Origin of the sequence: Catenovulum agarivorans YM01 (assembly GCF_000281085.1) — a bacterium.
Taxonomy (GTDB): Bacteria; Pseudomonadota; Gammaproteobacteria; order Enterobacterales; family Alteromonadaceae; genus Catenovulum; species Catenovulum agarivorans.
In genome coordinates this window covers 47642-61299 of sequence record NZ_JH767525.1, presented here as the reverse complement: position 1 = coordinate 61299, position 13658 = coordinate 47642, and the positions used below count along the sequence as shown (strand labels likewise).

Sequence of the window (13658 nt, the reverse complement as noted above, 5' to 3'; positions counted from 1 at the left end):
CCATACATTGATTGGAGAAAGTGTATTGAGTCTTTTGTTGGAACTAAAACCAGGCGCACCTATTAGTGTCAGTTACCTAGATACTGGGCACAGAATGCAAACGGTTCAGATGTTGTATGTGGGGCTGATTGATAAAGAGTACCTGATTTTACGATTTCCAGACACTAGAGCGCTGGTTAATCACAAATTTGGTTTAGTGCCAGGCACGCATTTAACCCTTCGCACTATGGTTGCAAAAGAAGTGTTGCATGCACTGTCGTTTAAAGCACCGTCGCTGGGTGTATCTAAATTAAGAGAACCTTTGTTGTTAGTTGGTTTTCCGAATCAAACTAACAGCCAACAGCTTAGGTCAAAACCTAGATTAAAAGTTGAGGCTATGGCTGGTGTTCGCTTGCTAAATAAAGAATTAGAATTTTTAACTATGGTCAGTGACTTTTCATTAACTGGGCTAAAATGCGAATTTAACCTAACTGAAGAACAAGAAGCTGTATTAAACAAAAGCAACATTGCTGAGTTAGTGGGTGAGCGGGTTAATATTGATTTTGGCGTTAATGATGATTTTGAATCTGATTTCCAGCTCTATGGTGTAATCAAAAATGCGCGTATTCAAGACAAAACTTGGTTTGGCATTCAATTTGAAGATAACGATGAGTCCATGGTGAAGTCAATATTTGCCATACTGCTGATGCGACTACATGGTTTGTAATCGCATTAACAACGGATTGAGCATTACTTAATGCAAGCCACGAGTTCCTGACTAAACTTTTGATCTTTCGACACTATCATCATTTGTCGTGAGCGCGCTTGTCCTTGTTTAAACATTGAAAAATCGTAGTCTTGTTCAATTTGGAAAGTCAGCGGCGTGCCATCAATAAAACTTTGATGAAATCCTAGCTTGCGCAAAATTGCACTACCAGCGGCTGCGTCCCAAATATTTAACCCGGCACAAATACCAGCCATACGACCTTGCGCTAAATAAACATACGGAAAAACAATGCTGTAATAAGTGGTTACGCCTCGGTTTAATCCTTCAACCTGTTTGGTTTTAGCAATCAGTTGGTTAATAACCAATACGCGAGATGGGTGGTCACAGTTGTTTTTAAGATCAGGCGACAGCTCTACAAGTTGCTCAAACTTAGGTAAAGCGCCAATGCCTTTGCCATATAGCACTTTGCCTTGATAACTAATAATCGCTTCAAACGTACCTGGTAAAACAATACAACCTTCAGTTAATTCGCCATTCTGTGCAAACCCTATGGATATGCCCCACAAAGGTGTCAGTGATGCATAAGGCACAGTGCCATCAATTGGATCGATAATATAACAATTGCCAGTAAGCGCTTGGTTTAATTCAGCTCGGGTTAATTCTTTTATCGTTTCTTCGCCAATTACATAAGTATCATTTGCTGGGTTTGCTAATGCTTTAATCGCAGTATCTTCTACTAGCTTGTCTGCTTGTGTGACAATTGAATTGTCTGGTTTTATTTCGGTGGTTAGTTTTTGTTGCTCTGCAACAGCAATATCAGCCAGTTTACAAGCTGTAGCATATACAAATTGGGCATCCCAAATAGATTTTATCGGCAAAACAAAGTCCTTAATTACATCGTAAAGAGGCTTTATTGTAAGGGGTTTGCTGATAACATCAAATGCAAATACTTTGCTTGGGCTATGTATTTTGCAATAATGCCACCGGTGGCTTTGGCGTGATGATTTAGTTTAATTTTTTAATTGATACGAATAAGGATAAAAATGAAGTGTCTACTCCCTATACTAGCCGTTGTTTTTGCACTGGCGGCATGCTCAATCGATAAAAGTGATCAAGCTAATTCTACAATACAACCCGCAATCTCATTAGCAGAGTTTTATGACATTATTAAACACTGGCGAGATCAAAATCCAGATAAACCAGAGCAGCTATTGGAAGAAAATGACATAGTTGGGATTGCTAACAACATTTTGTTATACCAGCGCAATAATGGTGGTTGGCCAACCAATAAAAATATCCTGCTAAAACTATCAGAAGACGAAAAACAAAATGTTTTGGCTAATAAGGACGCTTTAGACTCTAGTTTGGATAACCGTAATACTTATCCGCAAATACGTTATTTGGCTCATGCATATATGATTACCAAGGATAAGGGCTACAAAGACGCTGCAATCGCTGGGTTGAATTATATTTTAGCTGCGCAGTACAACAACGGTGGTTTTGCTCATTCACCACCACGTAAGGGTCAATATTATGAACATATTACCTTTGCTGATGAGGTGATGCCGGGCACTTTAAATTTATTACGAGATATTGCCAAGAAATCTGCGCCATTTACCTTCTTTAATGAAGAAATTTATCAACAAAGTGCCGCCGCATGGCAAAAAGGGCACAATTTATTGCTTGAACTACAAGTTGAAATTGATGGTAAAAAGACCATTTGGGCAGGCCAATATCACAAAGAAACTTTGCAACCAGTCGGCGCACGCAGCTACGAGTTAGCTGGTCTGTTAACTTGGGAAAGTGTCGCTGTTGTCGAATACTTAATGGCTGAGCCTAGACCAAGCCAAGAGGTTATTCAGGCGGTAGAAGCCGCGGTGCTTTGGTTTAAACAGCATAAAATAGATAATTTACGCATTAAAAAAGTTGAAACTGAGCCTGTGCGTTTTAAATACTTCACTTCCACTTACGATTTATTTGAAGTTGAAGATGAAACTGCGCCACCAATTTGGGCAAGATTTTATGATTTACAAACTCAACAGCCTTTTATGGCCGGGCGTGAAGGTAATAAAGTTTATAAACTTCAAGAAGTCGGAAGAGATAGGCGAACAGGGTATACTTGGTATGGATATTGGCCACAACAACTAATAAGTGAAAGCTACGTAAATTGGCAAAAAAACTTGCCAAAGTAATTGCTAATGTGAGCTGGTCAAACTAACCTTAAGTGGTAAGGATAAACCTATGAGTATAAGGAGTTTACTGATGCGTGTTTGGATGAATACATGGCATTACCGCGGAATATGGATTGTTTTCCTTTCAGGCTTAGCAGCTATCAGTTTATATAGTTTAGTTACTTTCTTTTATCAAAAACACCATGCGCTTGCTGAAATTGATCAAAGATTACATCAGGCAGCACTGGGTGCATTAGAGATAGTTAAATCGCAATCGGCAATAGTCGGCGAGCAAAAAAGTTTCGCCGATAGTGACTACCAAAAATTGATTATGCAGATGTCGGAGTTTGCTCGCCGCTCTGATGTTGAATACGTCTATACCTTGGAAAAAATAGCCGACAGTATATTTTTTACCAGCTCGAGTTACACAGCTGAAGATGCTGAGTCTGGGTTGGTAACTCGCTATTTTGATGTGTACGAAAGTACCACACCTACTCAACATCAAGCTTTCCTAAGCCAAACAATTCAATACGAAAACACAGTTGATAAGTGGGGAGAGTTCCGTTCGATATTGTTGCCGTATACAACTGAAAGTGGCCGCACTATTTTAATTTGTGCCGATATTAATCTTGCCGAAGTTAAAAACGCAACGTTAAACAGTTTGTACTTTGCACTTATTTCTGGCGTTTACTTTTTAGGATTATCCTTTTTGTACGGCTTAGCTTATGTTTATAAAATGCGCAGCGCTTTAACTTTAGATCCTGCTAGTGGTTTTGCTAATCATGCAGCTTTGTCTGAATTGTTAAAAAAAGCGCGTGGGCAAATGAGTTTGGCTGTTATTGGTTGTAAAGATTTAGCCGATATCGGCAGTTTTTATGGCCAAGATGTATTAGATGCTTGCGTGAGCAATTTATTACAGCAGTTATCGGATAGTTTAGGTAAAGAATACAAATACTTTAGGTTCTCGCCAACCAAGGTAGTTGTGGTCGCCAACAAAGAAATCGCTTATGAAGATGTGTTAGCGTGTTTGACCGAGTTGAATGTTGGTTCGCCGATTTTAGATTCTCCACTCATTTATACCAAAATACATATAGGTTGCGACAATGGTTTGAGTAGCCAAGTGTTGGAAAATGCATTGTTGGCCGAAACCATAGCGCGTAGTGAAGACCTGATGCTACAGTGTTATTCCAGCGCGTTTAACGAGCTCAAATCTAAATATCAATACAACATTGTTATGAGTGCTGAAATTAGCCAAGCATTTACTGAAAATAGGTTTGTGCCATTTTTCCAGCCAATTATAAGTGTGGAGTCTGGTGCAATTGTTAAGTATGAAGCATTGGCTAGGCTAAAAGACAAACAAGGAAATTTTGTACCGCCATTCAAATTTTTACCTGTTATTTATCGCAGCCGTTTGGATAGAGAGTTGGTGAAAACTATGTTTTTGCAATGCGCACAGCGCTTCAATCAGACAAATGTGTGTTGGAGCATCAATATGTCGGCGGCAGATATGATGGACCCAGCTTTGTGTCACTGGCTTTTAGAGCAGCTAGAGTTATATTCTAATCCTAAAAACATTACCTTTGAGTTGTTGGAAACCGAAGGGGTAGACGACTATGCCAGTATTAAAGTCTATATCAATAAATACCAAGCGGCAGGCGTTAAGATATTTATTGATGATTTTGGTGTAGGTTATTCAAATATTTCACACTTTTTGAAACTTAATGTTGATGGTTTGAAAATTGACGGCTCTTTAATTGAGCGTATTTGTGAAGACAAAGACATTCGCCTTTTTATTGAGCACATAGTGCAATTTGCAAATTCTGTCGGTTTTGAAGTGGTTGCAGAATATATAGAAAACGAACAAATTTTAGCTGAAGTAGCTGGACTTGGTGTGCACATGGCACAAGGTTATCACTTCAGTGCGCCAGTTGAGCATATTGAGTTGGATGTAGCAGCTGCGTAATTTTTGCTTTATCGGCTGGCGAAAACTGGAAAAATATTTAGACATAAACCAAACTAATATATCCATGCTGCTTGGGTATAAATCGCGAATGAGTCAGTAGTCCATTCTCATATTGAGTTTAAGAAAAGGATTAGGACTATGTTTAAATATCCACAAATAATTTTACTTTCTTCTGTAGTTTTACTCTCTGCTTGTAAATTAGATATATCTTCAGATGACGATGATGGTACAGGTGGTGATCCTATTGTTACTTTACCAACTGAGTTAATGGATGTGGTTGCAAACATGCAATTTACTCATGCTAACTCAGGCGCGCCATACAATTTAGATCAACTTGCTGATTTCACTTTTTCTAGTTCAGGTACTTTGTTTATTGATACTGATCCAGATGCAGCAAATGGTGATGAGTTACAACTAGACGATGTGGCTATGGTCGGCAGCGAGTATGTGTGGATGGATGAGCAAAACGGTTTCAACTATGCTGTGAGTCTAACCGCAACAGGCATCCACGAAATTAATGTATCAAGTTCGGCTGGTGTGTTTTTAGGCCAGTTCACTCATTATGTTGAACCTGGTTCAGACTTACCAAATGCAGATTTAGTGATCAAATATGCTGGAACCTACAACGTGGTTGCTAGTTCTGGCACACATTCACGCGGTACTGTCACAATAGGCACTGACCTAAGTGTTGATTTTGATACCGGCGTTGCTTTTACTGAAGATGATATCCAAAATATTTCGGATCGCACTTTTATTCAAGATGAACCTAGAGTGCAGTTAAGTTATGGGGCTGATGATGACGCAGATGTAATTAATCTGTATTTAAACGCTGATCTTACTGCGGTTATTCAAATTCAATATCGCAATCGCAATCAGTCGATTGATGTGCGGGCGGATGTTCAATAAAAATTCTTCTAGGATTAAGCTTATTTTCTTGCACCATGCGGGTCTTATTCTGTATGGTGCAAACATGCCGCGGTTTCAATGGATCTATCCATGCAAAATGATTTGTTTTATCAAAACCTACCAGAGTTCTCCCTGTTTAATGAATTTGCTGAAATAAACCATTATCACTCTATTCCCGACGATTGGTTTGTCGTGATCACTGACGTTATTAATTCAACCGCTGCGATTGAGCAAGGAAAATATCGCCAAGTAAATGCCTTAGGTGTGGCCTCTATTGTTGCCATTATGAATAGTATTAAACCACTTAAAGTACCCTATGTATTTGGTGGTGATGGAGCAAGTGCCTGTGTGCCTTCATCTGTTTTAGCCAAGGTGAAGCAAGCTTTGCAAGCTACAGTTAAGCTAGCCAAGGCGCAATTTGGTTTAGAAATTAGAACGGGCATAGTGCCTGTTGCAGATATTCGCGCCAAAGGTAAAGATATTCGAGTTGCTAAGTTCAAACCTAAAGCGCACTTTTCTCAGGCAATGTTTGATGGCAATGGTTTGTCGTTAGCTGACAGTTTAATTAAGCAGCTAAATTCACCTTATCTGTTAACCCCAGATGAGCAAGAAGGCGAAACAGAACAGTCGTTGTTTGAAGGTTTTGAATGTCGTTGGAATGAGATACCCAGTCGTTCAAAAGAGCATGTTGCTTTGTTAGTGCAGGCTTTGCCGGATGCACAGTTTTCGTCGGATCAAATTTATCAAATTGTGTTGATGGCGATTAACGGCTGTTATGGTGATGAGCTGGCTTATCACCCAATTACCCCTGAACAGATGACATTGTCATCCAGCTTTGCCGACTTGCAGAACGAAGCGAAAATTCGTGGTGGTTTTGTTGGCCAATTAGAAAAGTACAAATACTTAGCTAAGTTAAAGCTGCTACGCCATGTTGGTAATTATTTAATGAAAAATAAAGTTAAAACCGATGCAACGGATTGGGGCGTATACAAACAAAGATTGGTCGACAATACTGATTTTCAAAAATTTGATGATATGTTGCGCATGGTCATTTCTGGCAATGCGGAGCAGCGCAATGCTTTGCAAAATCAACTTAAACAACTGCAGCAAAGCGGTTTGTTAGTTTATGGTATACATGCTGCACCTAGCGCTTTAATTACTTGTATGGTGAATGATTACAACCATGACCATGTACATTTTTTAGATACCACTCAAGGTGGTTATGCTATGGCAGCAAAACAACTTAAAAGTCAGTTAGCCGCTTTAAATGCAGAGCAATTGGCGCTAAACTCTAATTAGTTTGGACGAAAGGCGAATATTAATTTGTTATGCGATTGGCTAATTTAAAATCAAAATTGCTGGCTTGTTTTGCTTTACTAACTATGTTGGTAGGCCAAGTTGCAGCTGTTGATATGCAAAATTGCCAAATGCATATGTCGCCAAGTGTAACCCTAGATAAACCCGCAGCTAACCATCAAACTTCAGAACATCAAGGCCACGATCATGCGATGCATGCTGAGCATGATATGCAGATGATGGAAGATACACATCAAGCTGCGGATAGCAGTGCGCATGACTGTTGTAAAACGGCTAAAGCTGAATGCCAATGTCCGCACCAGATTTGTCATAATGCAGGTATCATTTTAACCGAATTGGCAATTGACCATGTTGCGGCCACACCAAACAAAATTACTAAATCTTTCGAATCCTTTATCTCACAACCCTCTGCAAGTTTATATCGCCCACCGATAACTCTATAACCTAGGATAGATCTATCCAAAATTTTCTTAAACTGCCAAGCATCTAGTGTGTTTGTGCTGTGTGTCATTTAAATATGCGATTTTTAAAATGGTTAACAAGTTATTTATTTATCCAGTTCATCTACTGTTTTTATTAGGTTTTACTTTTGTATCAGCGGCTTATGCGAATCAAATTGACTATGCTTCTGCTAACCAACAAGCAAAATTAGCAGCTGAGCCAAAAAACAGTCTCACTTCTATTCATCAACATAAATTGTCATTAGACGCTTTAATTACAAAAGCCATTCAACAAGACTTATGGCTTAAAAGTAATCAATTATCAGAACAGGCCGCTAATGCACAAAGTATCGCGGTTGATAATTGGGCCGACCCAAATTTTTCGCTAGCTTTAGCGAATGTGCCAATTGATAGTTTGTCGCTTAACCAAGAGGGCATGACTCAGGTTAAGTTTGGCGTTAGTCAAATGTTGCCACGAGGCGACTCACAACACATTCAGCACCAGCAGTGGCAAAATGTTGCTGCACAGCACCCAATTCAGCGCCAGCTCCGCCAGTTGCAACTTACCCAGCAAATTAGTTTACTTTGGCTTGAATACACACTGGCACAACAAATTGAGCAGCGCATTAATCAAGACCAAGTATTGTTTGAACAAATGGTTGAATTAGCCAAAGCGCGTTATGCCAGTGCAATAGGGCAAACCCGTCAACAAGACATTATTCGCGCTGAATTAGAGTTATCACAGTTGCATGAAAAACGTTTATTGCAGCAACAAAAACAACAAAATATACAGGCGCAATTAGCTCAATGGCTGCCAGATATTTTTAGCTATCAGGTCGACACTACTGCAGCTGAAATTGTATTAAACCAACCTGACATCAGCACAAGTTGGCGCTTTCAGCAAATGCCAGTAATTAAAAAATTGATGCAGCATCCACAAGTGCAATTATTAGATAATCAATTTAAAAGCCGCGAATTGGATGTGCAGTTAAGCGAACAAGCTTATAAACCGCACTGGATGGTCAATGCCAGTTATGCGTACCGTGCCGATGGTGTACAAATGGATAGAGCGGACTTTGTTTCAGTGGGCGTGAGTTTTGATTGGCCAATTTTTGCCAGCAATAAACAAGATCAAAACAACAAAGCCGCCATAGCTAAAGCTGAAGCGGTAAAAACCGATAAACAACTCTTGTTACAAACCATGTATGGACAAGCATTAGCAGCAGCTGAATCTTATTTGCTATTACAGCAGCGCCATCAGCTCTATCAAGACACCTTACTCGACCAAAGCAAACAGCAAGCACAAGCTGCTATTACCGCATATACAAATGATGACGGTGACTTTGCTGAAGTAGTGCGAGCTCGCATTGGCGAACTCAATACGCATATTCAAAGTTTGCAATTACATACCCAAAAGCTGCAAAAAGTGGTGCAGCTTAATTATTTTTTCCCAGTGCACTCAATTCAGGAGGCTAACTAATGGCTAGCATCTTTTCTCGACCGTTTTTATTTGGCCTTATTTTAGGTGGGCTTGCTGCATTTTTGCTTGCTGCTATTGTTATGCAAACTAGGTCTGCAACACATTCAGATATGGCTCAAACCTCAAGTGCTGAAACAAGCACTGAGAAAAAGCCTTTGTATTGGGTAGCACCTATGGATGCAAATTATCGCCGTGACAAACCGGGTAAATCCCCTATGGGCATGGATTTAGTCCCAGTATATGAAGAAAACGCCAACAGCCAATTTGGCGAAGGGGTTGTGAGTATCTCGCCCGAAGTGGTGAATAATTTAGCCGTTAAAACCACCCAAGCTAAGTTGGATGTTTTAACTTTACCCATTACTGCATCCGCTGTGGTGGAATATGACCAAAATTCAATTGTGCATGTACACCCCAGAGTAGAAGGTTGGTTAGACAAACTTTATGTTAAAGCACAAGGTGAACCAGTTGAAAAAGGCCAGCCGCTTTATACTTTGTATTCGCCGCAATTGGTTAATGCCCAAGAAGAATATTTAATTGCGTTAAAACGTGGGCAAAACCCATTAATAAAAGCTGCTAAAGAGCGTTTGCTTGCATTGCAATTGCCAAAAAAACTCATCGAAAAGCTGAATAACACTCAAGCTGTGCAAGCTTATATTACCTTTAGTGCGCCGCAAACAGGTGTGGTTAATCAACTGCCCATTCGCGAAGGGTTTTATGTACAGCCGGGTACCACTATCATGAGCATAGCGACCTTAGATAAGGTATGGGTAGAAGCGCAATTTTCAGCGAAACAGAGTCCATTGGTTAAAAATAATCTAGCCATTAACTTTGTTGCCGATGCACTACCACAGCAGCAATTTAGTGGGCTTGTTGATTATATTTACCCGCAAGTGGATGAAAAAACGCGTTTAGTTCGCGCGCGTATTGTATTGGATAATGTTAAACATCAATTAAAAGCGGGCATGTACGGCAAGGTAGCAGCTCAAATAAAGAGTGAACAAGCGCAAATTTTGTTGCCTTTACAAGCAGTCATTCAAACCGGAAAACAAAATCGTGTTGTGCTTGAATTAGCCAAAGGTCAGTTTAAGTCGGTCGAAGTAGAGTTAGGGCATCAATCAAATCAGTTTGTTGAAGTTTTATCTGGTGTAATGGAGGGAGATAAAGTTGTTACTTCCGCACAGTTTTTATTGGATTCTGAATCTAGTAAAAGCTCTGACTTTTTACGTATGCAGCCTAGTGAAAATGAGCATTCGGCTCACTCTATGCCAGCTGAACAACAGGTTGCTCACCAAGCCGTGCAATCGGCAACTGTTATGGGCGTGATTAACTCAATAGATGCTCAAAGCCGAATATTAAATATCAGCCGCGATGCAATTGAAAAATGGAACAGGCCGCCAGCAACTATGGATTTTAGGGCAGCCGACTCGATAGATTTAGACCAATTTAACTCTGGTATGTCAGTGCATTTTAATTTTGAAATTCACGATGATTTTATTATCACCAGTATGATGGCAATGGATGTTATGCAGCATGGAGGCCACTAATGATTAGCGCAATTATCCATTGGTCAGTACACAATCGATTTTTAGTGCTGTTATGTACCTTTATTATTGTTGGTGCTGGGATATTTTCATTAAAAAACACTCCAGTTGATGCTATCCCTGATTTATCTGATGTTCAGGTTATCGTTAAAACCACTTATCCGGGGCAGTCACCGCAAGTTGTGCAAGACCAAATAACCTTTCCGTTAACCTCGGCATTTTTAGCAGTGCCGGGGGCAAAAACAGTTAGGGGGTATTCATTTTTTGGCGACTCGTATGTATACATCATTTTTGATGATGACACTGATTTATACTGGGCGCGCAGCCGCGTGCTGGAATATTTAAGCCAAGTTGCACCCAATTTACCCGACAGCGCCAAAGCGCAACTAGGACCAGATGCCACAGGTGTTGGTTGGATTTATTTATATGCCCTGCAAGATAAAACTGGCCAACATGATTTAGCTGAGCTGCGCTCAATTCAAGATTGGTTCTTAAAATACGAATTACAAACAGTTGCTGGTGTTGCCGAAGTTGCGCCAATTGGCGGCATGGTTAAACAGTACCAAGTAGAAGTAGATCCAATCAAACTCGCCAATTATGGTATTCCGCTACAACATGTGCAAATGGCAATAAAACGTGGCAATGGTGAAACAGGTGCTTCAGTTATTGAAATGGCTGAAGCCGAATACATGGTCACCACCACAGGTTACATTCAATCAATTGATGATTTAAAAGCTATTCCATTAGGCATAAACAGCGATGGCCGTCAGTTAACCATTGCAGATGTGGCCAATGTGCAGTTTGGCCCTCAAATGCGCCGCGGTATTGCCGAGCTAAATGGTGAAGGTGAAGTGGTTGGCGGTGTTGTTGTGATGCGTTTTGGCGAAAATGCACAAAAAACCATTGAAGGGGTAAAAGCCAAACTTGCCTCGTTAGAAAAAAGTTTACCCACTGGCGTTGAGCTTGTACCTGTGTACGACAGGTCGCAACTTATCAATAATGCAGTGGATAATTTATGGCACAAACTGATGGAAGAGCTGGCTGTAGTTGCCATTATCTGTGCGGTATTTTTATTCCATTTGCGCTCGTCTATTGTGGCTGTTATCAGTTTACCTTTGGGCATTTTGGTTGCTTTTATCATTATGTATTTTCAAGGTATTAACGCTAATATCATGTCGCTAGGTGGTATTGCGATCGCGATTGGTGCTATGACAGACGGCGCAATCGTTATGATTGAAAATATGCACAAACATATGGAAAAAACGCCGCTAACAGAACACAACCGCTGGCAAATTGTCGCGCAATCAGCCAGTGAAGTAGGGCCTGCACTATTTTTTAGTTTATTGATTATCACGGTCAGTTTTCTGCCAGTGTTTATTTTAGAAGCACAAGAAGGCCGGTTATTTGCGCCATTGGCTTACACCAAAACCTATGCAATGGCTGCAGCCGCTGGTTTGGCGATCACCCTTATTCCCGTGTTAATGGGGTATTTTGTGCGCGGTAAAATATTGCCAGAAAAGAAAAATCCACTAAACCGCTTACTTATAGCAGTATACATGCCGGTATTAAAACGAGTGGTCACTTATCCTAAAACTACTTTGTTGTTAGCGCTGGTCGTGACTGTGGTTGGTTTTTATCCCATCAATAAAATTGGCAGTGAGTTTATGCCACCTTTAGATGAAGGTGATTTAATGTATATGCCAACTACATATCCGGGCATTTCAATTGGTAAAGCAAGGCAAGTTTTACAACAAACCGACAAGCTTATTCGCACCATACCTGAGGTACAAAACGTTTTTGGCAAAATAGGGCGGGCGGAAACTGCGACTGATCCTGCACCACTGACTATGATCGAAACCTTTATTCAGCTTAAACCTCGTAGCGAATGGCGAGCTGGCATGACCACGGATAAATTGATAAAAGAGCTTGATCAAGTGGTTAAATTACCGGGTTTAACTAATGCTTGGGTGATGCCTATTAAAACCCGTATAGATATGTTAGCCACAGGTATTAAGACCCCTGTCGGGATTAAAGTCGCAGGACCTGAGCTTGAAAAAATTCAACAAATAGGCCAACAAATAGAGCAAATTCTAAAACCTGTTGCAGGCACAGCATCTGTTTATTCGGAGCGAGTTGCGGGTGGCCGATATTTAAAATTGGATATTCGCCGCCATGATGCTGCGCGTTATGGCTTGAATATTCAAGATGTGCAGCAAATTGTTGCTAGTGCAATTGGTGGGATGAACTTAAGCTACAGCGTAGAAGGGCAAGAACGTTATCCTATTAATTTGCGTTTACCGCAGGATTATCGCGACTCTCCCTATCAACTGGCGAATATGCCAATTGTCACTGAGCAAGGCAAACAACTGCTTTTATCTGATATTGCAGATATTAAAGTTGAAGATGGCCCACCTGGGATAAAAAGCGAAAACGCTCGTATAAATGGTTGGACATTTATTGATATAGAAAACATAGATATTGGCAGTTATGTTAACCATGCGCAGCAAGTATTAGCCGAGCAACTTAAATTACCTGCAGGTTATTCGATAACTTGGGCTGGCCAATACGAGTATATGCAGCGTGCACAGCAAAAACTCAGTTATGTATTGCCGCTTACGCTTGGCATTATCATAGTCTTGTTGTACCTCAATTTTAGAAATGTCACAGATGTATTATTGATAATAGGTACTTTACCTATGGCTATGATAGGCGGCTTATGGCTGCTGTATTTAGAAGGTTTTAACTTTTCTATTGCGGTTGGCGTTGGTTTTATCGCACTTGCTGGGGTGGCTGTGGAAATCGGCGTCATTATGCTCGTTTACTTAAATCAAGCTGTTGCACAGCTAAAACAAGATACAGCCACTGTATCTGCCGAGCAATTTCAACAAGCTGTTATGCAAGGTGCAGGCTTGCGAGTTCGTCCAGTAATGATGACAGTTGCGACCATAGTTATTGGTTTAATTCCTATTTTATATGGAACTGGTACAGGCTCAGAGGTGATGAGTCGCATTGCCGCACCTATGGTTGGTGGCATGACTAGCGCAGTTATCTTGGCTTTATTGGTATTGCCAGCTGCTTATACTTTGGTTAAACAAAAATCCTTGACCTGTGTGTAACACGCAGGTCTAAGCTGA

General features: G+C 40.5%; 10 protein-coding genes. 9 read left to right on the top strand and 1 reads right to left on the bottom strand.

All coding sequences use genetic code 11. The annotated features are described in order from the left end of the window. The first annotated feature begins 25 nt into the window (after positions 1-25). Entirely contained in the window at positions 26-706 is a 681-nt protein-coding gene (locus WSC_RS0107720; RefSeq protein ID WP_157447226.1) for a PilZ domain-containing protein, read from the top strand. Positions 707-729: 23 nt separating this feature from the next. Here WSC_RS0107720 and WSC_RS24030 read toward each other — a convergent pair whose 3' ends face one another. After that, complete coding sequence (locus tag WSC_RS24030) at positions 730-1584, bottom strand: inositol monophosphatase family protein (RefSeq protein ID WP_016955344.1); 855 nt, start codon at positions 1582-1584, stop codon at positions 730-732. Positions 1585-1749: 165 nt separating this feature from the next. Here WSC_RS24030 and pelA point away from each other — a divergent pair, with 165 nt between their 5' ends. From pelA to WSC_RS0107675, 8 genes are all read left to right on the top strand, one after another. Further along, on the top strand, positions 1750-2898 hold the full coding sequence (gene pelA / locus WSC_RS22180) for a pectate lyase (RefSeq protein ID WP_016955343.1): 1149 nt from the start codon (positions 1750-1752) through the stop codon (positions 2896-2898). 49 nt (positions 2899-2947) lie between these two features. Beyond that, complete coding sequence (locus WSC_RS0107705; protein ID WP_082196140.1) at positions 2948-4840, top strand: EAL domain-containing protein; 1893 nt, start codon at positions 2948-2950, stop codon at positions 4838-4840. 138 nt (positions 4841-4978) lie between these two features. Beyond that, on the top strand, positions 4979-5746 hold the full coding sequence (locus WSC_RS0107700; RefSeq protein WP_016955341.1) for a hypothetical protein: 768 nt from the start codon (positions 4979-4981) through the stop codon (positions 5744-5746). A 90-nt stretch (positions 5747-5836) separates the two neighbouring features. Next, the gene (locus WSC_RS22175) at positions 5837-7045 is read left to right on the top strand and encodes a DUF3095 domain-containing protein (RefSeq protein ID WP_016955340.1); all 1209 of its coding nucleotides are present in this window, start codon (positions 5837-5839) and stop codon (positions 7043-7045) included. A gap of 29 nt (positions 7046-7074) precedes the next feature. Beyond that, on the top strand, positions 7075-7506 hold the full coding sequence (locus WSC_RS0107690; RefSeq protein WP_016955339.1) for a hypothetical protein: 432 nt from the start codon (positions 7075-7077) through the stop codon (positions 7504-7506). An 88-nt stretch (positions 7507-7594) separates the two neighbouring features. Then, entirely contained in the window at positions 7595-8983 is a 1389-nt protein-coding gene (locus tag WSC_RS22170) for a TolC family protein (protein ID WP_016955338.1), read from the top strand. Next, complete coding sequence (locus WSC_RS0107680) at positions 8983-10527, top strand: efflux RND transporter periplasmic adaptor subunit (protein WP_016955337.1); 1545 nt, start codon at positions 8983-8985, stop codon at positions 10525-10527. Before WSC_RS22170 ends, WSC_RS0107680 begins: the two co-directional genes overlap by 1 nt. After that, the gene (locus tag WSC_RS0107675; protein WP_016955336.1) at positions 10527-13640 is read left to right on the top strand and encodes an efflux RND transporter permease subunit; all 3114 of its coding nucleotides are present in this window, start codon (positions 10527-10529) and stop codon (positions 13638-13640) included. The genes WSC_RS0107680 and WSC_RS0107675 overlap by 1 nt, the downstream gene beginning before the upstream one ends. The last annotated feature ends 18 nt before the right edge of the window (positions 13641-13658 follow it).

Excerpts from the sequence above, each read along its gene's own strand:
- pelA (WP_016955343.1), top strand. The coding sequence starts at position 1,750 with ATGAAGTGTCTACTCCCTATACTAGCCGTTGTTTTTGCACTGGCGGCA.
- WSC_RS0107705 (WP_082196140.1), top strand. The coding sequence starts at position 2,948 with ATGAGTATAAGGAGTTTACTGATGCGTGTTTGGATGAATACATGGCAT.
- WSC_RS0107700 (WP_016955341.1), top strand. The coding sequence starts at position 4,979 with ATGTTTAAATATCCACAAATAATTTTACTTTCTTCTGTAGTTTTACTC.
- WSC_RS22175 (WP_016955340.1), top strand. The coding sequence starts at position 5,837 with ATGCAAAATGATTTGTTTTATCAAAACCTACCAGAGTTCTCCCTGTTT.
- WSC_RS0107690 (WP_016955339.1), top strand. The coding sequence starts at position 7,075 with ATGCGATTGGCTAATTTAAAATCAAAATTGCTGGCTTGTTTTGCTTTA.
- WSC_RS22170 (WP_016955338.1), top strand. The coding sequence starts at position 7,595 with ATGGTTAACAAGTTATTTATTTATCCAGTTCATCTACTGTTTTTATTA.
- WSC_RS0107680 (WP_016955337.1), top strand. The coding sequence starts at position 8,983 with ATGGCTAGCATCTTTTCTCGACCGTTTTTATTTGGCCTTATTTTAGGT.
- WSC_RS0107675 (WP_016955336.1), top strand. The coding sequence starts at position 10,527 with ATGATTAGCGCAATTATCCATTGGTCAGTACACAATCGATTTTTAGTG.